The organism is Caproicibacterium argilliputei, assembly GCF_029211325.2.
In the GTDB taxonomy this organism is placed as follows: Bacteria; Bacillota; Clostridia; order Oscillospirales; family Acutalibacteraceae; genus Caproicibacterium; species Caproicibacterium argilliputei.
In genome coordinates this window covers 1,602,066-1,627,791 of sequence record NZ_CP135996.1, presented here as the reverse complement: position 1 = coordinate 1,627,791, position 25,726 = coordinate 1,602,066, and the positions used below count along the sequence as shown (strand labels likewise).

Here is a 25,726-nt window from a genome sequence, read left to right as displayed (position 1 = left end):
GCGCCTTTTTGATATCCTTAGATAGGAAGAATATCGGAAAGGGCGTGTGAGCAACGGAAATTCCACTTGTCGAAGCACAGCCAAACCCCAGCAGTTCCGATCGGTATCAGTTGTTGGAACAGGCGCTGACAGAGGGCGGTCATCCGGAAGATTTTTGGAATATTGTGAACCTGCTGAATCCGCCGAATTCGATTCTAAAATTGGCAACGCCGGCGCTGTGTAAAGGGAAAAAGGCAGCTATAATCGGGGCAGGTCTTGCGGGGCTTTCTGCTGCATTTGAGCTGCGCAAACTGGGATTTGACATTACGGTTTTTGAGAAGCAAAAAGAGCGCATCGGCGGCAGGGTTTACACCTATTATTTCGATAAGGGGAAATCCCTTTACGGAGAACTGGGCGGCGCTGTGGTACCGGTGGCACACCAAACGGTGTGGCACTATGTGGATTTATTCCACCTGAAAACCCGTCCCTGTGCTTCAGCGGTAAGCGGATATATCTATGACCGGGGCATCCGGATTCGCAATGATCCGCTGGGTTTGGGGGTGAAAGCCTATCTGTACCCACAGTATCGGTTGACCAAATGTGAAAAAGGACTGCCGTGGGAGCAGTGGATGCAGGTTTATGTACACCATGATTTACTGCGCCTGCTTCCGGAAGAACGACGTGAAATTCTGCAGATTAAGCAGCAGTACTGTGACCGGTATTGGCAGTATGACCATCTCAGCCTGCGCCAGATTTTGGAGAAGAATCGTTTGAGCAACGGTGGCATGGAATTGCTTTCTACTTTGGCGCTGCACAATGCGGCATGGAACAACTGCAGCTGCAACTGGAGCCGGAGCTATTTGGAAACAGATTCCTGCTTGTATCAAATCGAGGGCGGTGCAAGTAGTCTGCCCGAGGCGTTCCAACGTTCGCTGGCAATGCCGAATCCGCCAGAATACCAGCCGTTTGAGCGAAAAAGACTTGGCAATGTGTGTTTTCGGCAGGGGGCGGCCGTTGTTCGAATCGAGGGCGGCTTCCCCGACCGCGTGCGGCTGTTTTTTCGGGAGCAGGGGCAGTCTGCAGAGGAACTGCAGGATTTTGATTATGTAATTTCCACGGTTCCCTTTCCCGCCCTGCGAACTCTGCAGATTTCGCCGGCGTTCAGTCCAGAAAAGATGCAGGTCATTCGGGAGGTGCAGAGTATGCCGGCACAAAAGACCCTGTTTCTCTGCAAAACGCCGTTTTGGTGCGAAGACGGTATTCACGGCGGGCGTTCCGTTACGGATCTGCCGGTGCAGACTGTGTGGTATCCGAATGGTCCGGTTCCCAGCGGTGACGTACCCACAGATATTCGTGTTTTGACGGCATCTGTTAGCTTTGGACAGGATGCGGTGGTGCTTGGCGCTGTGCCCGCAGCGCAGCGCGCAGCATGGACGAAGCGCCAGATAGAGCGGATTCACGGATTGGCAGAACACGAACTGGACCCTGTGGTTTTGCGATGCAAAACGCTTTGTTGGGCTGACGAGGCTGGCTTTTACGGTGCGTTTCCACGTTTTGCGCCGGGGCAGCGAACTGCATTTGCACTTGCTGCCGCACAACCGGAATATGACGGCCGCGTTTTATTTGCAGGCGACGCCGTATCCACGCAACCGGGGTGGATGCAGGGAGCCCTGCAAAGCGGCATGCTGGCGGCAAATGAAGTGGCGTGTCAGGCAGTTCTGCATCCGTTTCCCGACTAAACACAGCGAATGTGTCGGTGCGAAATCTGCTGCAAATTCATGCGGAAAACCTTGTGAACCGACAGAATTCGGCGTATAATAAAATGTATTAAAGAAAATTTGCAGAGAGTCAGCAAACGGAGGTGCCCTATGCGGTATTGTGCGAACTGCCATGTGCTTTGCGAAAAAGAATGTCCGGTGTGCGGCAATCGCCGGCTGGAAGAACCGCAGGCAGAGACACCGGTGCGCCTTGCTACCGCACAGGGAGCAAAATCCGGTATGCTGGAGGGATTGCTGCAGGATCATGGCGTTCCTTATGAAAAACGACCGGCGGTTTCTGCGGGCAATACCGGTGCGGAAGTGTACAATTTTTATGTGCCCTGCTGCCGTTGGCGCGAGGCAGAGGAACTGCGAAACGTGGTGTTTCCATCACCGGAAACGGAGGCTGCGCCGGATCAGTCGCTAGAACCGGAAGGAAAGCCGCAGACTTACCGTGTCAAAGGAGAAGTGTTCGAAGTCATGCCGCGCCGAAAGCGGATGTTCTGGCGGGCTTTCTCTGCAATTCTGTTTATTTTGTTGGTCGCGGGGGTCGTTTTTGCTTCTGATGCAGCTGCTGGCTGGTTGAAAGGCTTTTTTGCCTGAGCGGAATTTGTCATTTCATGCCCGAAAACGGGCTTCTTAATACGAACAAGGAAGTGCAGAAAATGGATCAATCTTACAGGCCGGATACTGCGTGTATCCATTCTGGCTATACGCCGAAAAGCGGGGAACCGCAAGTTCTTCCCATTGTGCAGAGTACCACTTTTTACTATGACAATGCAGAGGAAATGGGTCGTCTATTCAATTTGGAAGACGACGGTTACTTTTACACGCGAATTTCCAACCCCACCATCGATGCAGTGGAAAAGAAAATTGCTGCTTTGGAAGGTGGCGTTGGCTGTGTCGCAACCTCTTCCGGAATGTCTGCAATCTTTATTGCGGTTCTCAACATTTGCAAAGCAGGGGATCATATTGTCAGCAGCAGCGCCATTTACGGCGGTGCATTTAATCTCTTTAACAAAACCATGCGTGATATGGGCATTGATGTAACTTTTGTCGCGCCGGATGCCGCGGAAGCAGAACTGGAAGCCGCCATGCAGCCGAACACCCGTGTGGTTTACTGTGAGACACTGGCAAATCCAGCCCTGGTCGTTACGGATTTGGAACTGTACGCGAAAGTTGCACATGCACACGGCGTTCCGCTGATTGTAGACAATACATTCCCGACCCCGATTAACTGCAGGCCGTTTCAGTTTGGTGCTGATGTTGTGGTTCACTCCACAACGAAGTATATGGATGGTCATGCCGTGCAGATTGGCGGTGCCATTGTAGACAGCGGCCGGTTTGATTGGACCAACGGCAACTTCCCGATGTTGACAGAACCGGATGCGTCCTACCATGGGATGGTTTACACAGAGCGTTTTGGCAAGGCAGCTTATATTGTGAAGGCACGTGTGCACCTAATGCGGGATCTGGGCTGCCAGGCTGCGCCGGAAAACGCGTTTCTCTTAAATCTTGGGTTGGAAACCTTGGCGCTGCGCATGGAACGGCATTGTGCCAATGCGCAGAAAGTGGCAGAGTTCCTGGAGAAGGATTCACGCATCAGCTGGGTCAATTATCCAGGCCTTGCAAGTAGTCCGTATTATCAGCTGGCGCAGAAGTATATGCCGCATGGTTCCTGTGGGGTCATTTCGTTTGGCGTGAAAGGCGGGCGCGCCGCCGCAGCGAAGTTCATGGAATCGCTAAAACTGGCGTCCATGGTGATTCATGTGGCTGATCTTCGTACCAGTGTTTTGCACCCGGCAAGTACCACGCACCGTCAGCTGACGGATGCGCAGCTGCTTGATGCCGGTATCAGTGCGGATATGATTCGGATGTCGGTTGGCATTGAAAACATCGAGGATATTTTGGCTGATATTCGGCAGGCGTTAGAAAAAGTGAAAGCATAACGTGACCCGCCGGCTTGTGTAGCTGGCGGTTTTTTCTGCCAAAGGGCTTTCTTCCTTTGTTCTGTGGCGTTTTTCTGTTATAATGAGTGGCGAATGAATTTTGAACGGAGTGATTTCCTTGAAAAGGCAGGACTATATTTCCTGGGATGAATATTTCATGGGTGTTGCGCTTTTGGCGGCAATGCGCAGCAAGGACCCCCACACACAGGTCGGGGCTTGCATTGTCAACCGGCAGCACATTATCCTTTCGACAGGCTATAATGGTTTTCCGGTCGGCTGTTCCGATGATGAATACCCATGGGAACGAGAAGGGGAGCCAGCCGGAACCAAGTACCCGTTTGTGGTGCATGCAGAGCTGAACGCGATTCTCAATTCCGGCGGAAAATCACTGACTGGTGCTTCCATTTATGTCGATTTGTTCCCGTGCAATGAGTGTGCAAAAGCGATCATCCAGTCTGGCATTAAAGAGGTGGTGTATCTTTCGGATAAGTACGCGGATGCACCCAGCACTCAGGCGAGCAAGCGGATGCTGCGCAGCGCGGGAATTGCGGTTCGGCAGCTGAAGCCCGAGAAAAAAGAAATTACACTGCATTACAAACATGAGTAAAAAGGCAAAGAAATGCCGTCCGTACAGAAGCGGACGGCATTTATCGTTTCTTGTCTTTGGAATTGTGCAAGATGGAAAGAAGCAGATACGCACACAAGATAAAAGCAATCAGAAAGCCCAGCAGACCAAGCGCAGGAAGCCCGAAAATCTGCGGCTTCATGTTGGTATTGCAGAGGATACTGGAACCCAGCAGCAGGGAAGCGGCGATCAAACAGACAACCAACTTGTTAATCATGCGGTCCAGTTTGTCCAGCAGTTCTTCTGAACCGACAATTTCCAGGTTCAGCTTCGTGTGTCCTTTTGCATAAGTTTTTAAAGCGTTTGCCAGATAGGTCGGCAAACGCAGGCCGCTGTGCAGACTCCCGTAAAGTGCTTTGCCAGCGTGAAGCAGTTCCTGCTTCACATCAATTTGCCTGGTAAATTCCCCTGCAAGATGTGTGGTAATGATGTCTGTCAGACTGACTGTCGGGCAGCATTTTGCAATGACACCCTCCAAAGTCAAAACACCGCGCCCCAACATGGTGAAACCAGAGGGAATGGCAATCTCAAATGCGGTAGCCAGCTGAAAAAGCTCCTGCAGTGCCTTGCCAAGGTCGATTTCAGAAAGGTCAGTGTCTCCGTATTTGCGCAGCAGTTCATCCAGTGCATCGTAAAGCCGCGCGTGGTCAATTCGCCGACGGGCAGTGCCAATGGTCAGCAGTCCCTCTTCCAGACGGTGGACGTCATGCTCGGCAACAGCACGAAACATACTGCGCAGAATCTGTTGGTCGTGCCTGGTAATGCGGCCAATCATGCCGAAGTCTAAAAATACAATTTTTCCTCCGCAAATCCAGACATTTCCCGGATGCGGGTCTGCATGAAAGAATGCATCATCCAAAACCTGTTTGGAAAAATTCTCTACCAGCTTGGTCCCGATTTCTTCCATGTCGTATCCTAGCTGTGTCAGGCGTTCGGTACTGTCCACGGGGATGCCATCGATATATTCCATAACCAGAACGCGTTCGGTGCTCAGGCGGCGGTTGACCTGCGGGCAGGTGACATAGGCAATTTCCCGGTTCAGGCGGGAAAATTCCTGCATATGCTCTGCTTCCTGCAGAAAATTCATTTCCTGCTGCGCCACTGCCCACATTTCGTCAATCACAGCGTTAAAGTCCAGCGGGCTGTGTGCGGCAGCCCCCATGCGGTTCAGCAGGCGCACTGCCTTGTGCATCAGCCGGACATCCTGCTGCATGGTGTCGTGAATGCCGGGGCGCTGCACTTTGACAACAACTTTCTGACCGGTTTCTTTGAGAACTGCTTTGTAAACTTGCGCGATGGAGGCGGAACCGAGTGGCGTTTCATCCATATTGGAAAAAATTTGCGAAATCGGACAGCCGTATTCTTGCCGGAGCATTTCTGAGATTTCTGAAAAGGGCACCGGGTGCACCGTTGCCCGCAGTTTTTCCAACTCTTTGCAGTATTCACGAGGCAGAATATCGCTTCGCATGGACATAATCTGTCCCAGCTTCACATAGGTGGGGCCCAAGTCTTCCAGAATCCGACGCAGCGTTTCGGGCGTTAAGCCATGCAGTACATTATGCCGCCGCAGGACGTTGAGCAGTTCCCGCAGCCGTGCAGAACTGCTGCCAGAGGAAGTGTTCATTCGTCTGTATCAAGCTGTTCCAGCTTTGCCTTGAGAGTAGCACGCTGTTCCGGTGTCAGGGTGTCAACGGCATCCAGAATTTGGCTGGCGGCCTGTTCTGCTTTTTGCGCGTCGGCAGTTTCCTTTTTTTCGGTTGCGCGGCGCTTTAATTCTTCGTTAATTACTTTGCCTTGCGCAACGGTGAGCTCACCCTTTTCCACCAGAGAATCGACAATTTCCTTGCTCTTTTCGCAGGTGACTGCGGCAGCACCGATGCCTGCCAAAACGATTTTTTTCAGATCTTCACTGATACTCATGAAAGATACCTCCTTTTTTCATAGAATAGCACAGGTTGTAAAAAATATAAAGTCAAAATCATAAAATTCAGAAACTGTACACAAACGAAGGTGACTTTGACGAAACGCACGATTTGTGTTATGATTTTCTGCAGAAAATGGATGTTCTCCGGAAAGGAACTGAATTGTGGAGAAAAAGCTGAATATTCTGGACCTTTATGAAGAACCGGCATATACAGAAGAAAGTTGGGAGCATACACAGCCGGCAGTGTATGAAAAGCGCGCATTTTCCATTTTGAATCTGCTTTTTTCAGTGGTTTGCTTAGTTCCCGCGTTTACAGCGATGAGCATGGGACATATCTACTGGTATCTGTATCTGCTGTTTTATGTGTTAGGGGCGGCGATGCTGCAAATGGGGCTGGTGCACCTTCTGTATCCCATTTTGCGCCGGGACGGAGCGGATTTGGTTGGGGTAAGCTGCGGCTTGCTGCCCAAAGAGCACCGGATTCCGCACCGCGCACTGAAAAATATTCTGGCACAGCCAGCGGTTGGTACCAAAACATACTCTAAATTTCTGCGCTATTATATTGAGTTGTATCCTGTATCGGGCAAAACCATTCAGCTTGGCGAGCGGCATCTTCTGGAGGAGGACACTTTGACTTTGGACGAATACCTTGTCCCAGAAGATTTGCAGACGGAACAACCGGAACGAATCTCTGTGATTCGTCCCATGCTGATTTTGGATCTGGCGCTGCTGGCAGTCGGCGTGCTTGGTTTCATCGTCAATCTGGCGCTTTAAAACAAAAGGATAAAACAGGAATGTATAAGTGGGGCACCTCTGTGCAAAGTATTGTACGGAGGTGTTATTTTATGAGTCCAAAAGAATTAACCTATATCGAAGATGCACTTTCTCATGAGCAGTTCTTGCAGAAACAGTGCGAGAATGCGGCTTCTTCCATTACAGACCCGCAGCTCAAGCAGTGCGTCAAGCAGATGGGCAACAAACATCAGCAGATTTTTAAACAGTTCTACGACTTGGTTTAAGGAGAAACAGAATATGGATGACAGAAACACCATGCAGGACTTGCTTACCACCGAAAAAAACGCCTGCGACTTGTATTTGCACGGCAGCATTGAATCCGGTACGCAAAATGTAAATCAAGCGTTTACAAGAGCGCTGCAGGATTCTCTCACAATGCAGGGAGATATATACAAGAAGATGTCTGATAAGGGCTGGTACACTACCCAGCAGGCACCCCAGCAGCAAATGCAGCAGATTAAACAAAAGTTTTCCTGCTCTCAGCAGCAGTAAAAACAAAAGCCGAAGCAACCTTTTCCTTCAGTTGCCTCGGCTTTTTACTGTAAATGCACAAGCGGAATCTATTACGCATATTCTAGCAAAGAAACAAAGCGGAAAGGGGTAAACAAAATGTGTGGAATTGCCGGATGGATTGATTCACAGCGGTATCTGCCGGACCAGCAGACGGCACTGGATGCGATGTCCCGAACTCTGGAGCGCCGCGGGCCGGATGACCACGGCCAGTATATGGAGCCGAACGCCTGCCTGCTGCACCGGCGGCTGGCAGTGGTCGACCCGGAAAACGGCCATCAGCCAATGCAGGCGCACACCGAGGAGGAAACGTACGTCCTGGTTTACAACGGGGAGCTTTACAATACTGATGACCTGCGGCAGCGTTTGGAAGCGCTGGGGTGCCGGTTTCAGTCGCACAGTGACACGGAAGTTTTGCTGCAAGCGTATGGAATGTGGGGGGAGAACTGTCTGCAGGAACTGAACGGCATTTTTGCTTTTGCTGTCTGGGAAAAAAATGCACAGCGGCTGTTTGCCGCGCGCGACCGTTTGGGGGTAAAGCCGTTTTATTATTATGCGTACTCAGACGGGTTTCTTTTCGGCTCGGAAATCAAAGCGCTGCTTGCCAACCCTTTGGTAGAACCGATTGTCGATTCGCAAGGCCTCAACCAGATTTTTCTTTTGGGGCCGGGTGCCATCCCCGGCAAAGCGGTTTACCGGGGGATGCAGGAACTGGCGCCGGGGTGCTGCCTGACTTACCGGAAGGGGCAGGCACCGCAGGTTCGGCGCTGGTGGAAATTAACGGCGCGGGAACATACAGAAGATGAGAAGACATCCGTTGCGCACGTGCGCAGCCTTCTGATTGACAGCATCCGCCGCCAGCTGGTTTCGGATGTACCGCTGTGCACGTTGCTTTCCGGCGGTTTGGACAGCTCCATTATTTCCGCCGTGGCTGCGCAAGAGTACAAGGAGCAGGGACGCAGGCTTTCTACCTATTCTGTAGATTATATTGACAATGCAAAATATTTTCAGCGCAATCTGTTTCAGCCGGCGCCGGACAGTGAGTTTATCGGGGAAATGGCGGAGGCGATTGGCTCTGACCATCATAACATTGTTCTGGAAAATGCGGCGCAGGCTGATGCACTGGTGGATGCGGTGCGTGCGCGGGATTATCCTGGTATGGCAGATATTGATTCCTCTCTGCTGCTATTTTGCCGTGCGATTAAGCCGGATTATACCGTGGGACTTTCCGGTGAGTGCGCAGATGAAATTTTCGGAGGATATCCATGGTACCATCGGGAAGAAATCCTGTTTGAAGACACCTTCCCATGGTCGCGCTCAGTTAATTTGCGCAAGAGCATTTTGCAGCCAGATGTGCTCAAAGGGGATAGTGCCGAGTATGTGCGCGCCGAGTATCTAAAAACGCTGGCAGATACGGATAAACTGCCCGATGAAAGCAAAAAGGAAGCGCGGATGCGGGAGATGTTCCGGCTCAACACCGATTGGTTTATGCAGACGCTTTTAACGAGAAAAGATCGAATGTCGATGTACAGCGGGGTGGAAATGCGTGTGCCGTTCTGTGATCACCGCCTGGTGGAGTACGCTTATAATCTGCCGTGGGAGTTAAAGAGTCTGCACGGCAGGGAAAAGGGCATCCTGCGCGAAGCATTCAGCGATCTGCTGCCGGAGCGGATTGCATGGCGAAAAAAGAGTCCGTACCCGCGCACGTTCAGCCCGGTTTACTTTGACCGCGTCATGGCGCTGTTCCTGCAGGCGATGGAGGAGGGGAGTCCGCTTAAAGATTTATTGGACTTTGACCGGCTGCGTGACCTTGCGGAGCATCCCAACGATTTGAAAGAGCCATGGTATGGGCAGCTGATGCGTGTGCCGCAAATCTTTGCCTATCTTTTGCAGATTCACTGGTGGATGAAAGAGAACCACGTTCGGATTATGTAGCGCTATAAAAATAGCCGGATAGGAAAAGCAGCGTCTGAAACGCATTTTGTGTTCCAGACGCTGTTTTTAATTTTCCGTCAAGCGGTTTTTCTGCCGGAAGGAGTATATCCACAGAACGGCTATTATGAGGATAGCTATACCGCCAAATACGGCATAGAATCGCCCGATTTTCTGCCGATCCAACGCAACTCCTATGATTGGGTCTGCCAAAATGCTGAGAATACTGGTGGCCATACTCTGGTACGACATCACTGTTGCCCTGATTTCCGATTTCAAAAGGCGGTTAGATTTCTTAGTTAAAATCGGCCAAAGCATTCCATTGGAAAAACGGTAGACAGCAAGAACTGCGATGCTGCCGGGTAAGCTAAAAATCCCACTGCACACCGTACAGAGGCCAAGTGTAATGGCAATAAGATAGTGCATATGCGGAACCTGTATTTTTTGGAAATATTCGCACCCAGAGCCATTAGAAAATTGTATCCGAGCATCAGGAATCCGAGCAGCTTTAGGTTCATTCCTTTGGATAATAAAAGCGGCTGCGTATAAGAATTTACCGTCATAATGGTAAGTGTACATACGGTCATTAACAATAGAACATTGCATAAGCTTGGACAGTTCTGAATATGCAGCAGTGCTTTTTTATGAAAGCTCCAAAAGGCAGGTTCCTTATACAACCTTCAACCGAAAATGTTGGCAATGATTTTTGATTTCCATAAGTTGCGGCAATATATTGCTTTACTTGCTTGTCCAATTGTGATATCTCAAGAAGTGTATGAGCACATTGCATGTTTGGATTATTTTTAATATTAGAATAATTAGCAACGGAATATCTAGAAATACCTTTTTCTACACAATAATTATATACTTTCAAAATTCGTTCTTAAAGATTGGAGTGTATATACGCTATTTATATGAACATCTTTTTTGTGTGCTATACATTCGTCTATAAAATCACATCCCATTAATTGATAGTTAAGATTATCCAATGATTGCAAAGAGATTACAGGTGTTATGTATTTGAATTCAATAATATTTGTTTCGTGCTTTTTCTTAAGCATAGACAATTCGTTGTCATTACAGTGTTTATTTTTAACTGGTCGCATTTGGTTAATAAGGCATCAATGTCAAAATAAAGTGCTGATTCTCCACCCAAAATTGAAATACTTAACGTACCATGTTTTTTAGCATACGATATTAGTTTTCCCCATTGTTGAGCATCGTATATAGTCATATCTTTCTTGCTTTCAAGAAAACAGAATTTGCAGTTTAGATTACAATACATACTTGATGATTGACGATATTGCTTCCTAAACGAACATTTTGGAACTCAACGCAACGGTAGAAGCGGCGCGTGCCGGCGATGCGGGAAAGGGTTTCTCTTTTGTTGCAGAGGAAAGCGCGGCAGCCAGTGAGGAACTGCTCAATCAAACACAAGTTTTAAATCGTATGGTAACCGCGTTTCATTTTGAAGAAAATGCAAGTGACTAAGAATGGTTCTTAATAAACCCCTGAAGGGTGCAGAAGACGTTGGCTGCCCTTCCGAGGGATTTTTTGTGCGCAATTTAATTTCCTTTTTACAAAAATAAAAGGTTTCTGTAATCCACACAGCGGTTCAGTTTGCTAAAATAAAACACGTTGGCAGTTCTTGCGTTAAGAAAGGAGAATCACTTCATGCAGAACTCAATGGAAGCAAAGCTGATGTTGCAGCAGGCAAAGCCCGCTGCGCGGATGGCGGCAAAGCAAGCGCGCAAAAAATGGACTAAATTTTTATTTCCCTACTTGTGCCTGCTGCCGGCATTTCTCTGTTTTGCCGTTTTTCAATTCTTTCCGTTTTTCCGAACGCTGTATTTAAGTTTTTTTCTGACTGACAGTGAAGGTCGCGCAAAGGCATTTCGCGGTCTAAAAAATTTTACGATGCTGTTTCTTTCGGAAAATTATCGACAGGTTATGCAGAATACGTTTTTGTTTGCAGGAATCGTTATTGTCTTTTCGCTGTTCCTGGGATTTTTGACAGCCAACCTGGCCAATATCAAAGGGCGCGGGTTCCGAATGTTCCCCATGCTGTTTACTATGCCTGTTGCTGCTGCGGCGGGTTCGGTTTCACTGCTGTTTGAAAAGATGTTTGATCCGACTATGGGGATTGTCAATAAGCTACTGCATACGGATATTCGATGGTTTTCAGATCCAAACATTGCACTGTACACGGTGGCGGCAATTACGGTGTGGATGATGTCCGGCAGTAATTTTTTGTACCTCTACGCTGGTTTAAAAAATGTACCGAAAGAACTGCTGGAGAGTGCGGAAGTTGACGGCGCCGGGGGATTTGTAAAGATTTTACACATAACACTGCCCTGCCTGTCGCCAATGGTTTTCTTTGTGCTGATTACCGATATCATTGCCGCGTTTCAGGCATTTACACAGGTGCAGGTAATTACGCAGGGGGGGCCGGGTAATGCCACCAGTGTGATGGTTTACAGTATTTATCGCGATGCGTTTTTCAATTTTCGGTTTGGCCCTGCCGCCGCGCAGTCCGTGCTGCTATTCGCAATCATTTTTGTCATTACGCTGATTCAGTTTAAAAATGAAAAAAGGATGGTGCATTACGAATGAGCAAAGCGGCATTTTTCAAAAAAAGCGGGTTGTGGGTGCTGACCGCTCTGCTGGCAGTTTTTCTGGTTTTTCCGTTTTACTATATGCTGGTGATGAGTATAACGCCTGATGCCGATATTCTTTCTACAAATATTCGGTTGATTCCACGTGCGGTTTCCTTTGACAATTTATTCAAGGCGTTGACGCAGACCATGTTGGTGCGGCAGTTTCTCAACACGGTATTGGTTGCGTTTGGTATTCTGATTTTGCAAACGCTGACATCTTTGCTGGCTGCGTATGCATTTGCATTTTTGAATTTCACAGGAAAGAAAGTGCTTTTCCTGATTTTTCTCTCTACCATGATGATGCCGGGAGAAACGACGATCGTTGCCAATTATCTGCAAGTCAGCTCATGGCATTGGCTGGATACTTATCAGGTCTTGATTTTGCCCTTTGCGGCATCTGCACTTGGTATTTTCCTGTTTCGTCAGCATTTTCTCACAGTTGCTCAAGAAATTCGGGAGGCAGCCATGATGGATGGATGTGGGGAAAGCCGTTTCTTGTGGCAAATTGCCGCGCCGCTGGCACGTCCTGTTGCTGCGGCATTCGGCGTGACCTCTTTTTTGAGCTCTTGGGGTATGTATATGTGGCCTCTTTTGGTAACCAGCAAGGATGAAATGCGCGTGGTGCAGGTCGGCATCAATTCCCTGCAGGATGCGGATTCTACATTATCGCTGGGATTGGTTCTTGCCAGCATTGCGTTAATCACGCTGCCCTCTTTACTGGTGTTCCTTTTCGGGCATAAGCAACTGGTCGAGGGGATGATGTCCGGTGCGGTAAAAGGGTAAGGCATACTTGGTAAATATGTTGAAATTAAATTTGGAGGGTAAAAACATGAAAACGAACAAACGAACCGCGCTGCTTTCTGTACTTTGCGCTTTTGCGGTCGCCGGAACCGGCTGTACCGCCCTAGGAGGAAGCAGCAGTGCAGAGAAGGTAACCACGGCATCGGCAACAACTGTGCAAAGCGCAGAAACAGCAGATACAAAAGACAACGGAGGAGTCCAACTCGTTTTCTGGCATTCCATGGGAGGAACCAACGGAAAAGCTTTGGAAAAGATGGTGAGCGACTTTAATCAGGAAAATCGCGGAAAAATTCAGGTCAAGGCAGTCTATCAGGGCGACTACGACACCGCCCTGAACAAATTTAAAAGCGCGATGGTCGCAAAAAATGGGCCTGACATTTTGCAGAGCTATGAATTGGGCACCCGTTACTTGATTGACAGCGGTTTTACCGACACGGTACAAGACTATGCGGAGAATGACCATTGGGATTTGCAGCAGATTGACAAAAACATTGCCGCTTACTATACTGTAGGCGGAAAGCTGCATTCCATGCCGTTTAATTCGTCTACTCCTATTTTGTACTACAATAAAGACCTTTTTAAGAAAGCTGGCATTACAGAGGTGCCAAAAACTCTTTCAGAAATTGCAGCGCTTGCGCCGAAACTCACGAAAAAGGATGCTTCTGGAAATGTGACGCAAGGAACTATTGGAATGTTTGTGTACGGCTGGTGGCTGGATGAATCACTGAATAAAATGAATCTGCCGTCCTTTGACAATGGAAACGGTCGGCAGGCGGCGCCAACCAAAGTCGCTTTTGATTCCAATGGTGGTGGGCAGGCTTTTATCAGTGCCTATCATAAACTAATCACAAGTGGGGCGATGCCCGCTTATGCGCTGAAAAGCGACAGTGCCGACTCTGCCTTTGTCAATGGAAAATTGGCTATGTATACCAACAGCACCGCCAGTTTGGCCAGCTTGCTGAAAGGCATTAACGGAAAGTTTGAACTTGGTGCCGCATATTTTCCGGGAATTGATGAACGTTCTGTCGGCGGCGTTTCTGTTGGCGGGGCCTCCCTTTGGATGATGAAGAACAGCGATGAAAAAGTGCAGCAGGCAAAGTGGAAATTCATCAAGTATTTGGTTTCGCCAAAAGAACAGGCGTATTGGAATACGCAGACCGGTTATTTTCCGGTCAACACAAAGGCCTATGACGAGCAGGTCTTTAAGGACAATGTGAAGAAGTATCCGCAGTTTCAAGTAGCCATCAATCAACTGCACGCTTCCAGTGAAAAATCCATCGGCGGCTTGTGCGCGGTTTATACACAGGCGCGAAAAATTGAAGAGGAAGAATTGCAGAAAATGATGAACGGTCAGGAAAGTGAAAGCGATACACTAAAGAATATGACAGACCGTATCAACAGTGCACTGCAGGATTACAATGCTGCAAACGGCTAAGGAGGAAAAGCAAAATGACACAAATTATTGCGCACCGCGGGGCTTCTTGCGCAGCACCGGAAAATACACTGGCTGCTTTTGAGCAAGCGATTTCCGCGCGGGCAGATGGAGTCGAGTTGGATGTGCATTTGACAGCAGACGGATCGGTTGTGGTGATTCATGATGATGCCGTGGATCGCACAACGAACGGAAGCGGTGCCGTGCACGAGATGACACTGGAGCAGGTGCAAGGTTTGGATGCATCCATGGGGCAGGCGGGCTTTGCAGGTATAAAAATTCCAACACTGGCAGAAGTGTATGCACTGCTGCAAAAGACGAATCTCACCGTCAATGTGGAGTTAAAGGAAAATGCATATCACAATGGCTTTGCGGTAATTCCAAAAGTTTTAGAGTTGGAAGAACAGTACGGAATGAGCGGAAAAGTTTATTATTCCTCGTTTAATCATTATGTTTTACGTGAGTTAAAACACCGATCTGGACAGATACAGACAGGAATTTTGTATGGCGAACCGCTGGTGGATGTTTGGGACTATGCAGAAGCGGTGCCGGCGGATGCAGTTCATCCAAATTATCAAGTCCTTCAGGATGCGAATGTAGTTCGCCAGTGCCATGCGCTTGGCATAGCGGTGCGTCCGTGGACAGTTAATCAGGAGCACGATTTGCAGGAGATGTTCGTGCAAAAGGTGGATGCTGTGATTACGAATGATCCGGCGCTGGCGCGGGCCATTCGGTAGCAGCTTGCGTTAGGTGTTTCACGAGCATAAAAAATATCGACTCAGGAATTTTCCTAAGCCGATATTTTTTTATGCTTATCAAATTGCCGCGGCAAAACCGCCGGGGAAGAAGTGATAACGCACATTTTCTGCTGTGTTCGTCTTTGGGCCATTTGGTGGAGCATAGCGGGTTCGAACCGCTGACCTCCACACTGCCAGTGTGGCGCTCTCCCAAAGTATCGGGTGTGCACCACCACAAAACCCAACCCGCATATGTAGATATTTACTCAGCTGCAGAGAGTTTATTGAAGCTGTAGTAATTTACGACGCCACCGCAGGGTGCGATTCTTCATTGCCGCTGATGCTGTCAAGACCATTCAGAAATTGCTGCACATTCAGGTTCAGCTCGATGTCCAGTTTATAGCCTTTGAATACGTTGACTCTCTTGATGATGTAGTTCGCGATCATCTTCTTGACTTCCATATCGCTGCCATCGAAAATCTCCGACCATGTGCGGATGCGGGAAAGCTCAGACCTCATTTCGCTGACCCTCGCGTTGCCACGCTCCAGCTCAGCCGTTAACGCGGTCAGGTGATCGCTGGTGGCAATCACCTTATCGCGGCACTCATTTACAACCTCCGACAATACATCCTTGGGCATATCACTCTTGCCGAGGACGACCTTTATCATCTCGGCCTTCATGGATTCGTACTCGGTGGTAGCCTTGCTGTTCTCGGCCTTAGCCCGTTTAACCTCAGCTCGCAGTTCCGCCATACGGCGATCCTCCGTACTTCCAAGGATCATACTATCGGATGCCGAATTCATGCGGTCAAAAATTCGATGCAGGATCTGAGTCACCGCATCGTCAAGGATATGCATAGTATACCCGGTTTGGCCATCGCAGTCAAGGCGGCGCCTCGTTTTGTTGTAGCAGATATAGCGGATACGTTTGACGCCTTTCTTTTCGCCGTTCGCAAGCCTGACTACTTTGCCGTTGGTGGTCAGGATCAGGCGCCCGCCGCAATGCCCACAGAAAACATTTCCGGAAAGAAGCGATTGGCCTGCAGTGTTTAGCGGAACCGTTCTCTCGTTTTTCTTCTCGTTAACCCGCTCAGTCATGAGCCTTTGCGCTAAATTAAAAGTAGAGGGGTCAACAATTTGAAGTTCCTCGAACGGCTCTGAAAAGGAGGTGCCGCTCCGGAGGACGCCCTTGTACATCACGTTGTGCAGGATCGCGCCTACCGATGCGTCATGCCAATTTGTTCCCTTGCGGGTCTTGATCCCTTTATCATTTAGGAACATGGCAAGCCGCCAGCGTCCGTAACCTGCCGATACGCATAAATTAAACATCATGCGTACCACTTCGGCTTTTTCCTCATCGATGACCAATTTGTTGACTTCATGTTTACGCTTGTTGATGATGCCGCTTTTCTCGAGGCGATACCCATATGGAGCTGTACCGCCGCGGAAGCGTCCCTCCTGAACCATCTGCCCGAGGGCAGTTCTGGTTCTGATGGAAGTTTTCTGACTTTCGCCGTCAGCCTGCCAGAAGCGAATGTAGTTTGTCAAACGGTCGGTATGGGACTCAAACCGTTGCTCACCTTCATTGACGCTCCATACTCTGATACCCTTTTTTGCAAACCACTCCACGACAAAGGGAGTTTCATCGGCTTTCCTGCCGAGCCTGTCGAACATAAAGACCAGAAGGATATCAAATTTGCCTTGTTCGGCATGTTCTCTTATGAGCTGGATTTTGTCACGCTGCGCGGCACTGACTTTATAGCCGGAAACGCCGTCTTCCTGTTCTTCATGAACGATGGTCCAGCCCATGCGGTCTGCAAATTCGTGGCAAGCTTTGCGCTGCATGGGGATGTCGGCCTGATTCTGTTCGTCATGGTCTACCTGCTTTGCAGTAGATACTCTGTATAAACAATAAACTCTTTCAGCCATTTGTATCCGTCCTCTCATATCGTTGGTGTTTTGTGTGAGAGACCGGACACTTGATCTATTCAATTGTCAAGGAGCAGTTGGCTTTTTGCCAACGCCATTATCTCACACAAAGCAGGGAAAAGCTATATAAATAGCTGATTTTTCGCATATTACATATTACATTAGAAAAAACCGCCTTTAAATTGTATTTTGGGATTATGCTGTCTTAATTACGTAAGCATTTATCAAAGCCTTTTTTATGAAATCAGCCGCTTCCTTGTTCGGCTCCGCAGTAAAAAACAATGTGACAGATATCCCGTTTATTTGTATCTCTATGGTTTCTGTCTTTCTATCCAACTGTTTTGTTTTCATGACGGGACCTCCCCTTTCACGTCCATCGTGAGCCTATGGATCGCATGGATGTCTTTGAACAGCCCGATTTCGCCTTCCAGGGGTGAATAAAGCCTGATATTCGATTGTTCCAGCTTCCGGAGAAAATCCAGCGTTTGTGCCGAGTCTCTCCCGAGGCGGCTCAGTTGTTTTACCAATAAGACGTCCATCCTGCCTTGTTCAGCGACATGTTCGACTTCAATCAGGCCGGGGCGATTATATTTCAGGCCGCCTCCCAAATCCTCGGAACAGCCAACAACGATGAATCCCATCTGATCCGCATAGTCATAGAGTCCTTTTTTCTGGCCTTTCAGCATACCGTGGGCATCCTCCGGCGCGTCAATGCGGCAATACAGCCACGCTCTTTTTTTCTGTTCCATATAAAGCCCCCTGTTTCTGAATGATGCGGTTTGACCTCACAAGGGCGCGGCAGGGCGCAATTGTCCTGCCGCGTAGTTTCTAAGTTCAAACAACTTGCTTGTTCTTCATTTCAATGCTTCTATTCGGCACTGCTTCCCGAAGCGAGGGCGGCGGCATAAACGGTTTGCCGGTCAGGCAAACGCCATAGGAATTTCACCTCTCCCAGGATCTCTGCGAGCCGCCCCCATTGCTTGAATCTGTGGCTGGACGGAAGTAGCGTTGGCACTGTCCGTTTCATTGCGAAACAACCCACCGCAGGCTGTTTTATAACCGGGCTTTGCCGCTCGTCGCCTTCGATGCCATCGGTTCGACGGATGTCTGTCACCCATCCGCAGGTAGTCCTGGCGCGCCCGTCAATGTCGCTGCCGCTCATCACGGCCGGACAGCTCATGTATTTATGCTGCCGGATATAAATTTTTTCAAAGAACAAAGAAGAGGAAACCCCCTCACTTATTTCCACGTTGAGCGAGGGGGTTGAGCGGAAAAATTTTCACTTTTCCATAAGTTTTTTTAATTTCGTCAAGACTTTTGTCTTTCTGTCGTGGATCGTCCGCTGAGGTATACCGGTTTCTCTGGATAGCTGACGCTCGCTTTTGTCTTTGAAAAACAAAGCGGCGATCAGTAATTGTTCCTCCGGAGCAAGACTTTTGAGGCAGTTCAGCATCTTTTCGATCATCACAGCTTTCACCGCGGCCTCGTCCACACTCTCGCCTGCAGCGGCGAACTGCCTGTTTTCTTCCAGAAGCCGTTCATAGGAGTCCTCCCGGCTGGGGATGTATGTAATGGTGCCGCCAGTATAATCGATCCTGCACCGTTCGACTTTGATGTCGTACTGCTGGTACTCCATCAGGCGGTCGCTTCTCTCCAAGACCTCAATGATCTCTTTGCTCACGTCGGGATATTTTTCCCGGTAATTTTCCTTTTTCTGATACTTCGCCATAGGCTTGTCCTCCATTTCGTGATTGTTGAAATCCGGAAATGAAGAACAAGCGGAGGAGATCGGCAATGCCGATTTGGCACACTTCTACGAGAAGAAAAGGGCTTAAAATCGAAACTGTTCTTTAACGGTCGAGGCAGAGTTTTTGTTGTCGAAAATAAAAAATCAGCACTTTGCCGTCCCGGGCAAAATGCTGATTTTTGAATATATTTAGTTAATGGAGGCGAGTCTGTACGGAATTCGCCGTCTTTATTTCAGCCTCCGGAAGAGGAAGGAGTAAAGAATACTCATGGTTTCCCCTTTCGCCAAGGAACATAGCAGGGCCATAAATGATCTTTGCTCAAATTATCCGTTAGAAGCTATGAAAACGATGAAAGCCTGGCCCGTAAAAGGACAGGTTTACAGGTTGCGACTTCCGGCAGCCAGGCTGTCATAGCGCGCTTTACGCACTTTAGACCCTATGGCTTTGCGTCCCCATCGTTAAATGGGTTTGCCCTTGGCTTGACTCTTTTGTTGTTTTAACGTCTTTTGGCTTGTGCTTCCGTATGATAGGCGCACATGACTTGCAGGGAGTGGGGGATTCTATATTACTGTTTCCATCAACAGCAGCATGACTGATCGTCCTGAATGGTCAACTCACCATTTTCCGCTGCAAGTGTCACAACCTCTGTCCTTGTTTGAGTCTGGTCATCCATCATAACAGGGACCCCGTCAATGAAGATGGACTTCTCGCCTCCTTGTAATTTGATCAGTTCAAATTGCAAGGAGGTGCCGCAGCAGGATTGCTGCTGTGATACTTTTAAACAGTCACAATCATTGGAATCAAATGCCGCCTGAATCAAAGATTTTGCTTCTTCTGTAATTTTCATCTTTCATTTCTCCAGTTCTATTATTTTATGATATCTTTATAATGACACCATCGTCCAATTGGAAAGTGCTGGCTTATATTGTAAGCAGCTTATCTCCTTTGATTTCCTCAGCACTCCATGCAATTACCGCAAAATTCCCCTTAGAATGTTCATCCACCTTGTTGATCCACTCGATTTCGTTGCTCACCTTTGCGGAAAGTATTTGATTTGTTGTACCGGTCCGATAGAAGGACGAATTGATGACCCACCATTTCACTTCGATGCCGGCGCGCTTTAAATCTTCCTCCAAGCGCAGTGCTTCATAGACGGGCGTATCCTCGGCCAAAGTCACAATAATGACCTCGGTTTCATCAGGATTGCGGAGGCGCGGCAGAAGCTTCCGTGCGGATTCGGGGATTTCGCCCTGGGAGCGTTTGATCTCCTGATTGTAGCTTTGTGTGGAATCCAGCAACAAAAGGGTATGTCCTGTCGGAGCGGTATCGATCACGACGGTCTGGTTTTCCGCTTTCTCTACAACTTCGGCAAAAGCCCGGAATACCGCGATTTCCTGCGTACAGGGAGAACGTAGATCCTCCTCGATATAAGCGATATCATCAGCGGACATGGTCTTTTTTGCCTTGGAAAGTACTTCTTCCTGATATTTTTTCAGTTCGGCTTGTTCATCAATACGGCTCATGGTGATGCCGCTGGCCTCGCTGATTACAGATTTCAGGTGTCCGGCCGGGTCCGTCGTAGTCAGATGAACCTTCCTTCCTCTTTTTGAAAGGCCCAGTGCAATCGCAGCCGCAACAGTGGTTTTCCCGACACCGCCTTTCCCCATGGTAAAGATGACCTTTTTATTCGTGCGATACAGATCGTCAATGACATCTTCCAGATGAGGAATCGATTTAGCCCTGACTTTTTCATCGCGGACCTTATACTGATCCTGGGTCAGAAAAGCCCTGACATTATTAATTCCGGTGATGTTATAAGCCCGCAGCGGAATTCGGTATGTGGCCAAATTTTTCAAACCTTGTGGTATACTCCGAAGCGCATCCTGTTGTTTCCGATACAGGCTCTCGGAAACGCTGTCGTCATAGGAAGTCAGCACGCCGTTGATCACCAGTGTCTGATTTTTGATTCCGATCTCCGCCAGTTCTCTGGATGCCCGTTCCGCTTCTTTCAAAGGCGCTTCTTCCGGACGTGAAACAAGAATCAGCGTCGTCAGCTTTCCATCGGACAGGGTTTCAACGGCTTTTTTGTAAACTGCTTTTTTACTTTCCAATCCCGAAAGCTGGCCTAAACAGGAAGCCCCGTGTGTGTTTTCGCTGATGAAATTACTCCACGCAGACGGCAGTTGCAACATCCGGAGGGTATGCCCTGTCGGGGCGGTGTCAAACAGGATATGGTCATATTCTTTCTGCACCGTTTCATCCGTAATGAATTTTGAAAATTCATTAAAAGCAGCGATCTCTACCGTACACGAACCGGATAGCTGTTCCTCCATATTTCTGATTACAACATCGGGCAGCTTGCCGCGATAAGGATCGATGACACTTTCTCTGTATTCAGCTGCTGCCTGTATAGGATCAAGATTAGAAACAATCAAATTGGGGACCTCTTTAATTGCAACCCCTTTGTTTGTAAGCTCCGTATGGAAAACGTCCTGTAAATTCGAGGCGGGGTCCGTGCTGATTAAAAGGGCCTTTTTTCCGCTATCCGCAAGGGTAACGGCCGTAGCACACGCCGTCGATGTTTTTCCAACTCCACCTTTTCCCGTGTAAAATAGATATTTTGTCAACCTGATCGATTGTGGATTAAAATTCTCCATGATGATAACCTCCAATTTTCGATAAAAAGATAAGGAGCATCCTCGTCCCTTGTGAAAAATTCACATAACTGATTCGGGAAGATATGCTCCTATCATCTTGTTAAAAGTGCCAAATCTCTTTCTCAGCAGAAAGTATGAACCAAATCAGCAGCACTTTCCTCCCGAGCAACCGCATCCGCCCGACCTTCTCGGAGTGACCTTGACAGTCTTCGGCTTTCCGCCGAACAGAGTTTCCGGAACTCCGAGCAGGTCGGCGAACTCTTCATTGGTCGGATACCGGCCCGCAATCACGATTTCTCCGTCCAAAACAGTGACGGGCAGCCCATCAACGCCCTTTGTGTTGATAAAGTGGTTGACGGCCCTGTTGCTCATGAATTGCTGCGGCGCGCTGGACAGATTAAATCTTTCGACCGTAACCCCGTTTTTCTTGAGCGTGTTCAGCACGGTGGAAACCCTGAGCAGTTCGGGGTCGACCCCAACGCCGCACAGCCCGGTCGGGCAGCACATGGCAGGCTCAAAAATCTGCATTTTTTTCATATCAGACATCTCCTGAAATAAAATTAGTTGTGAACGGCAGGTTTAGAATGCCAGCCTTTGTAATACCAGTCTTTGGTTTTCGTAATGATTCTGACAAGCATCAGCATCACAGGGACTTCCGTAAGGACGCCGACGGTGCAGGCCAGCACGACCGGCGAGTTTGGGCCGAACAGCGAGATTGCTACCGCGACTGAAAGTTCAAAGAAGTCGGAAGCGGCAATCAGGGATGCCGGCGCCGCTATATTGTGCGGCTGTTTTGTCCATTTGCACAGCAAATAGGTAAACGTAGAGGAGATAAGATTCTGGAGGATCAGCGGTACGGCAATCATCAGAACATAAAGCGGTTTTTCCAAGAGAATGTTGCCTTGGAATGAAAAAATGATGATTAAAGTCAGCAGCAGGCCCAGCGTCGTTACATTGTCAAACTTGGAAACGAATTTTTCATTGAAAGCCGTTTCTCCCATTTTTTTGATCATTGTAACTCGTGTAACAGCGCCGCCGACCAAGGGGACCACGACGAAAAGCACGACTGAGAAAACAAGGGTATTCCAGGGGATCTGAACGTTGTTTACGCCGAGCAGGAAAGAAACCAGTGGGACAAACAGAACAAGAATCAGCAGATCATTGACCGAAACCTGTACAAGGGTGTGCGCCGGGTCGCCTTTGGCGAGATTGCTCCAGACAAACACCATCGCAGTGCAGGGAGCCGTCCCCAACAGGACCGCGCCTGTAACAAAATTTTGCGCCAGGGCGGCGGGGATAAAGGCGCTGAATACGATTTTAAGAAAGAGAGTCGCCAGCCCCAGCATCAGGAATGGTTTGATCGCCCAACTGCTCCCGCTCGATATGAGGATACCGAGGGGATGCTTTCCCACGTTTTTGATGGATTGGAAATTGATCTTCAGCATCATGGGATAAATCATGATCCAGATCAGAATCGCGATCGGAATATTCTGTTGCGCGTACTGAAGTTTTTCCAGAAATGCAGGAATTACCGGCAGAAATTTACTGATCAGAATGCCCGCCGCCATACAGAGAAGCACCCAAACCGTCAGATATTTCTCAAAGAAACCAATGCCTTGTGTTTTTTCATCACTCATCAATCATTGCCCCCAAATCAGCGTAAATATTTGGACTCACAGTTTTTTAAGCCCTTGTTGTGGAGTGATACAATCACATAGATTTTGACTATCATACTTTTTATATGCCTCCTGATCGGCCTGATAGGTCGGAAGTTCTTTTAAGCCGTCCTGGAGATAGCCCAAAAGTTTAGCATTTTCCTGCTTAAATTGGTCATTGATCCGATAATAAGTCCATTGCGCTTTTTTAAAGCTGTCGAGAATGCCGCACTGTTTCAACGCCGTGAGATGTCTGGACGCGTTCGACTGCGACAGGTTTAGCACCGCTTCGATCTCACAGACGCACATTTCACCTTCCAAAAGAAGGGATAGGATTCTGAGTCTGTTTTCTTCTGACAGGGCCCTAAAAATTTCAACCATTCATTTCACCTTCTTTGCGTACCTACGATGGTTTCTGTAACCGGCGATTATATTATTGAATGCTCATATACGCATATTATATGTTCTCGTTGACCATTTGTTACAAGAACAAAATAACCGATTTATTTCTCTGAATGTATTTTGCAGTAATGCTTATATCCTCCCGAGAGGTTATATACTTTTTGAAATCCGTCGTTGATCAGGATGTTCTGCGCCGCGTTTCCGGTCACGCCCTTATTGCAGTAGGTAACCGTGATAACGTCCCGATCCAGCGCCTCAGCCGTGGCTCTTACTTGGGCATGGGGGACACTTTTCGCGGTTTCGATATGTCCCTGTTCATATTGCGCGGCAGCTCTGGTGTCGATCAACTTATAGGGTTTCCCGGACTGCATCAGGGTATCGAGCTCCTGCGCCGTGATCAGCGGCCTGCCTCTGTGAATGGCGTTGTCCAGAATCATGCCGGTGTACATAACCGGATCCTTTGTGGTGGAAAACGGCGGGGCATAGGCCAGATCGAGATGGAAAAGGTCTTCCGCCTTCGCCTTGAAGGTAATCGCCGTCACAAACACGTCGATTCTCTTGTCCACGCCCTCATATCCGACAATCTGCGCACCCAGGAGCCTGCCGCTCACGCGGTCGGCGATTCCCTTGATGACCATTTCCCGGCCGCCCATGTATTCCGGCCTGTTGGGCTTGATGTTGTGGCAAACCTGGATTTGATAACCCAAAGCAAGCGCTTCATGTTCGGAAAGGCCGGTCTGCGCTACCGTCATATCAAATATTTTGAAGATTCCGGTGCCGAGGATGCCTCTGAATTCCAGATCACCGCCCGTCATGCTGTCGCCTGCGATTCTGCCGGTCTTGTTTGCCGTAGAACCCAGCGGCCGGTAAACCGGTTTCCCTGTCACCGCGTGAAACTGCTCGATACAGTCGCCGCAGGCATAGATGTCCGGCTGGCTGGTTTGCATCTTCGTGTTCACACGGATCGCACCGGAAACGCCAAGCTCAATCTCCGCCGCTTTGGCCAATGCCGTGTTGGGGCGGACCCCGGCGGAGATCAGAACCAGATCCGCAGGAATCTCTTTGCCGTCCGACAAGATGACACCGCTTTCCGTGATCTCCGTAATAGAAACGCCTGTCAGGACAGGGACGCCGTTCTTTTCGATATGGTCCTGCACATAGACCGCCATGTCGCTGTCGAGCCCCGGTGTTACTTGCGGCAGCTTTTCCAGCAGAGTCACTTCCAAACCGAGTTTTTTCAGATTTTCACAGACTTCCAGCCCAATGAAGCCCGTCCCGATGATCGCCGCACGCTTCGGGCTGTTTCCGTCAATATAAGTTTTGATGCGGTTCATGTCGCCGATATTGCGCAGGGTAAAGACGTGCCGTCCGTCCGCGCCCTTGATCGGCGGAACAAACGCCTGCGCGCCGGTTGCGATCACCAGCTTGTCATACGAATCGGGAAACACCTCTCCTGTGGTAAGGTCTTTTACTTCCAAACCCTTTTTTCCGGGGTCAATCGAGAGCACTTCATGGCGGGTCAAAATGTCCACATTGTATTTGCCTTTGAAAAACGCGGGATCGCGTGGGGTGAGTTCATCTGCGTTTTCGACTTCGCCGCCGATGTAATAGGGCATACCACAGCCGGAATAAGAAATAAAGCTGCCCTTGTCATAGACGACGATTTCGGCGCTTTCGCTGTTCCTTCTTGCTTTTGCCGCCGCGGAAGTTCCGGCAGCAACTGCGCCTATAATGATGATTCGCATTTTCCTGCCTCCTCGACAGTATGACAGATACAATCCGGATGCTCCGATGTGATTTCGTCCCAGAATTTTTTTATGGCGGAAACCTTTTTGACGTTGATCGTATACCTCATCCAGGCTCCTTCGCGCCTGCCGTTCACAAGGCCGCAATCCGTCAGAATCTTCATGTGGTAGGAAAGGGTAGGCTGCGTGATCTTGAAGGATTCCAGTATGTCGCAGGCGCACATTTCGCCGCAGGAAAGCATCTCGACGATCTTCAGCCGCGTTTCGTCGGACAGCGCCTTAAACACCGGGGCATATTCCGCGTGGGAATATCTCATTTTCCGTACGCCTCCCAGTTCTACATTAAGATAGACATGCATCGATTTCATTCAAATTCATCTATATTATATACTCATATCGATGAATGTCAATATGCTGTTCTCTGAAATATCGGAACGGAAAATTTTCAGGCAACCGGTTTTTCTGGGACGATATGGACGATATTTCGAGAAT

At 48.8% G+C, this 25,726-nt stretch carries 29 protein-coding genes and 1 riboswitch; of the genes, 13 read left to right on the top strand and 16 right to left on the bottom strand.

The window, feature by feature from the left end; translation table 11 throughout:
• Positions 1 to 113 precede the first annotated feature (113 nt).
• The 4 genes from PXC00_RS07970 (at position 114) to PXC00_RS07955 (ending at position 4,292) form a co-directional block, all read left to right on the top strand.
• A complete protein-coding gene (locus tag PXC00_RS07970) occupies positions 114 to 1,718 on the top strand; it encodes a flavin monoamine oxidase family protein (RefSeq protein ID WP_275844032.1) in 1,605 nt (534 codons plus the stop codon).
• Between the two features lie 129 nt (positions 1,719 to 1,847).
• Entirely contained in the window at positions 1,848 to 2,339 is a 492-nt protein-coding gene (locus PXC00_RS07965) for a hypothetical protein (RefSeq protein ID WP_275844033.1), read from the top strand.
• Positions 2,340 to 2,401: 62 nt separating this feature from the next.
• Positions 2,402 to 3,685: an O-acetylhomoserine aminocarboxypropyltransferase/cysteine synthase family protein gene (locus PXC00_RS07960; RefSeq protein ID WP_275844034.1), complete on the top strand. Its 1,284-nt coding sequence runs from the start codon at positions 2,402 to 2,404 to the stop codon at positions 3,683 to 3,685.
• 118 nt (positions 3,686 to 3,803) lie between these two features.
• The gene (locus PXC00_RS07955) at positions 3,804 to 4,292 is read left to right on the top strand and encodes a deoxycytidylate deaminase (protein WP_275844035.1); all 489 of its coding nucleotides are present in this window, start codon (positions 3,804 to 3,806) and stop codon (positions 4,290 to 4,292) included.
• A 40-nt stretch (positions 4,293 to 4,332) separates the two neighbouring features.
• Here the strand turns inward: PXC00_RS07955 and PXC00_RS07950 are convergent, their stop codons facing one another.
• Positions 4,333 to 5,934, bottom strand: coding sequence for an ABC1 kinase family protein (locus PXC00_RS07950; RefSeq protein ID WP_275844036.1), 1,602 nt, complete (start codon positions 5,932 to 5,934; stop codon positions 4,333 to 4,335).
• Positions 5,931 to 6,230 (bottom strand): phasin family protein, encoded by a 300-nt coding sequence (locus PXC00_RS07945; protein WP_275844037.1) that lies wholly within the window; start codon positions 6,228 to 6,230, stop codon positions 5,931 to 5,933. The genes PXC00_RS07950 and PXC00_RS07945 overlap by 4 nt, the downstream gene beginning before the upstream one ends.
• Before the next feature lie 166 nt (positions 6,231 to 6,396).
• Between PXC00_RS07945 and PXC00_RS07940 the strand changes: the two genes are divergently transcribed.
• The 4 genes from PXC00_RS07940 to asnB all read left to right on the top strand — a co-directional run bounded on the left by PXC00_RS07940 (position 6,397) and on the right by asnB (position 9,474).
• Positions 6,397 to 7,008 carry a hypothetical protein gene (locus PXC00_RS07940; protein WP_275844038.1) on the top strand — a complete coding sequence of 204 codons (612 nt, stop codon included), beginning with the start codon at positions 6,397 to 6,399 and terminating at the stop codon, positions 7,006 to 7,008.
• 71 nt (positions 7,009 to 7,079) lie between these two features.
• The gene (locus PXC00_RS07935; RefSeq protein WP_275844039.1) at positions 7,080 to 7,253 is read left to right on the top strand and encodes a hypothetical protein; all 174 of its coding nucleotides are present in this window, start codon (positions 7,080 to 7,082) and stop codon (positions 7,251 to 7,253) included.
• Positions 7,254 to 7,266: 13 nt separating this feature from the next.
• Positions 7,267 to 7,521, top strand: a complete 255-nt coding sequence (locus tag PXC00_RS07930) for a spore coat protein (RefSeq protein ID WP_275844040.1) — start codon at positions 7,267 to 7,269, stop codon at positions 7,519 to 7,521.
• Between the two features lie 117 nt (positions 7,522 to 7,638).
• Entirely contained in the window at positions 7,639 to 9,474 is a 1,836-nt protein-coding gene (gene asnB, locus PXC00_RS07925; RefSeq protein ID WP_275844041.1) for an asparagine synthase (glutamine-hydrolyzing), read from the top strand.
• A gap of 66 nt (positions 9,475 to 9,540) precedes the next feature.
• Here the strand turns inward: asnB and PXC00_RS07920 are convergent, their stop codons facing one another.
• Entirely contained in the window at positions 9,541 to 10,077 is a 537-nt protein-coding gene (locus tag PXC00_RS07920; RefSeq protein ID WP_275844042.1) for an MFS transporter, read from the bottom strand.
• Between the two features lie 406 nt (positions 10,078 to 10,483).
• A complete protein-coding gene (locus tag PXC00_RS14130) occupies positions 10,484 to 10,756 on the bottom strand; it encodes a radical SAM protein (protein WP_407654266.1) in 273 nt (90 codons plus the stop codon).
• 38 nt (positions 10,757 to 10,794) lie between these two features.
• Here PXC00_RS14130 and PXC00_RS07915 point away from each other — a divergent pair, with 38 nt between their 5' ends.
• The 5 genes from PXC00_RS07915 (at position 10,795) to PXC00_RS07895 (ending at position 15,098) form a co-directional block, all read left to right on the top strand.
• On the top strand, positions 10,795 to 10,962 hold the full coding sequence (locus PXC00_RS07915) for a methyl-accepting chemotaxis protein (protein ID WP_407654265.1): 168 nt from the start codon (positions 10,795 to 10,797) through the stop codon (positions 10,960 to 10,962).
• Positions 10,963 to 11,145: 183 nt separating this feature from the next.
• The gene (locus PXC00_RS07910) at positions 11,146 to 12,084 is read left to right on the top strand and encodes a carbohydrate ABC transporter permease (protein ID WP_275844043.1); all 939 of its coding nucleotides are present in this window, start codon (positions 11,146 to 11,148) and stop codon (positions 12,082 to 12,084) included.
• A complete protein-coding gene (locus tag PXC00_RS07905) occupies positions 12,081 to 12,911 on the top strand; it encodes a carbohydrate ABC transporter permease (RefSeq protein WP_275844044.1) in 831 nt (276 codons plus the stop codon). Before PXC00_RS07910 ends, PXC00_RS07905 begins: the two co-directional genes overlap by 4 nt.
• A 46-nt stretch (positions 12,912 to 12,957) precedes the next feature.
• Positions 12,958 to 14,364: an ABC transporter substrate-binding protein gene (locus tag PXC00_RS07900; protein ID WP_275844045.1), complete on the top strand. Its 1,407-nt coding sequence runs from the start codon at positions 12,958 to 12,960 to the stop codon at positions 14,362 to 14,364.
• Between the two features lie 14 nt (positions 14,365 to 14,378).
• Positions 14,379 to 15,098, top strand: a complete 720-nt coding sequence (locus PXC00_RS07895) for a glycerophosphodiester phosphodiesterase (RefSeq protein ID WP_275844046.1) — start codon at positions 14,379 to 14,381, stop codon at positions 15,096 to 15,098.
• A gap of 300 nt (positions 15,099 to 15,398) precedes the next feature.
• Here the strand turns inward: PXC00_RS07895 and PXC00_RS07890 are convergent, their stop codons facing one another.
• From PXC00_RS07890 to PXC00_RS07835, 12 genes are all read right to left on the bottom strand, one after another.
• A complete protein-coding gene (locus tag PXC00_RS07890) occupies positions 15,399 to 17,027 on the bottom strand; it encodes a recombinase family protein (RefSeq protein WP_275844047.1) in 1,629 nt (542 codons plus the stop codon).
• Between the two features lie 195 nt (positions 17,028 to 17,222).
• Positions 17,223 to 17,378 (bottom strand): hypothetical protein, encoded by a 156-nt coding sequence (locus PXC00_RS07885; RefSeq protein ID WP_175391774.1) that lies wholly within the window; start codon positions 17,376 to 17,378, stop codon positions 17,223 to 17,225.
• Entirely contained in the window at positions 17,375 to 17,776 is a 402-nt protein-coding gene (locus PXC00_RS07880) for a recombinase family protein (protein ID WP_066648750.1), read from the bottom strand. Before PXC00_RS07880 ends, PXC00_RS07885 begins: the two co-directional genes overlap by 4 nt.
• Before the next feature lie 119 nt (positions 17,777 to 17,895).
• On the bottom strand, positions 17,896 to 18,246 hold the full coding sequence (locus PXC00_RS07875; protein ID WP_275844048.1) for a hypothetical protein: 351 nt from the start codon (positions 18,244 to 18,246) through the stop codon (positions 17,896 to 17,898).
• Between the two features lie 60 nt (positions 18,247 to 18,306).
• The gene (locus PXC00_RS07870; RefSeq protein WP_066648744.1) at positions 18,307 to 18,756 is read right to left on the bottom strand and encodes a sigma factor-like helix-turn-helix DNA-binding protein; all 450 of its coding nucleotides are present in this window, start codon (positions 18,754 to 18,756) and stop codon (positions 18,307 to 18,309) included.
• A 411-nt stretch (positions 18,757 to 19,167) separates the two neighbouring features.
• Positions 19,168 to 19,258: riboswitch (cyclic di-GMP riboswitch) on the bottom strand.
• A gap of 94 nt (positions 19,259 to 19,352) precedes the next feature.
• Positions 19,353 to 19,622, bottom strand: a complete 270-nt coding sequence (locus PXC00_RS07865; protein WP_066648741.1) for a hypothetical protein — start codon at positions 19,620 to 19,622, stop codon at positions 19,353 to 19,355.
• Positions 19,623 to 19,695: 73 nt separating this feature from the next.
• A complete protein-coding gene (arsA, locus tag PXC00_RS07860) occupies positions 19,696 to 21,432 on the bottom strand; it encodes an arsenical pump-driving ATPase (protein ID WP_275844049.1) in 1,737 nt (578 codons plus the stop codon).
• 144 nt (positions 21,433 to 21,576) lie between these two features.
• Positions 21,577 to 21,969, bottom strand: a complete 393-nt coding sequence (gene arsD, locus PXC00_RS07855) for an arsenite efflux transporter metallochaperone ArsD (RefSeq protein ID WP_275844050.1) — start codon at positions 21,967 to 21,969, stop codon at positions 21,577 to 21,579.
• A 23-nt stretch (positions 21,970 to 21,992) separates the two neighbouring features.
• Complete coding sequence (gene arsB, locus PXC00_RS07850) at positions 21,993 to 23,069, bottom strand: ACR3 family arsenite efflux transporter (protein ID WP_086035584.1); 1,077 nt, start codon at positions 23,067 to 23,069, stop codon at positions 21,993 to 21,995.
• A 36-nt stretch (positions 23,070 to 23,105) separates the two neighbouring features.
• Positions 23,106 to 23,468: a metalloregulator ArsR/SmtB family transcription factor gene (locus PXC00_RS07845; protein ID WP_086035585.1), complete on the bottom strand. Its 363-nt coding sequence runs from the start codon at positions 23,466 to 23,468 to the stop codon at positions 23,106 to 23,108.
• A 122-nt stretch (positions 23,469 to 23,590) separates the two neighbouring features.
• The gene (locus PXC00_RS07840; protein WP_275844051.1) at positions 23,591 to 25,234 is read right to left on the bottom strand and encodes an FAD-dependent oxidoreductase; all 1,644 of its coding nucleotides are present in this window, start codon (positions 25,232 to 25,234) and stop codon (positions 23,591 to 23,593) included.
• Positions 25,216 to 25,551 (bottom strand): ArsR/SmtB family transcription factor, encoded by a 336-nt coding sequence (locus PXC00_RS07835; RefSeq protein WP_275844052.1) that lies wholly within the window; start codon positions 25,549 to 25,551, stop codon positions 25,216 to 25,218. Before PXC00_RS07835 ends, PXC00_RS07840 begins: the two co-directional genes overlap by 19 nt.
• Positions 25,552 to 25,726 lie beyond the last annotated feature (175 nt).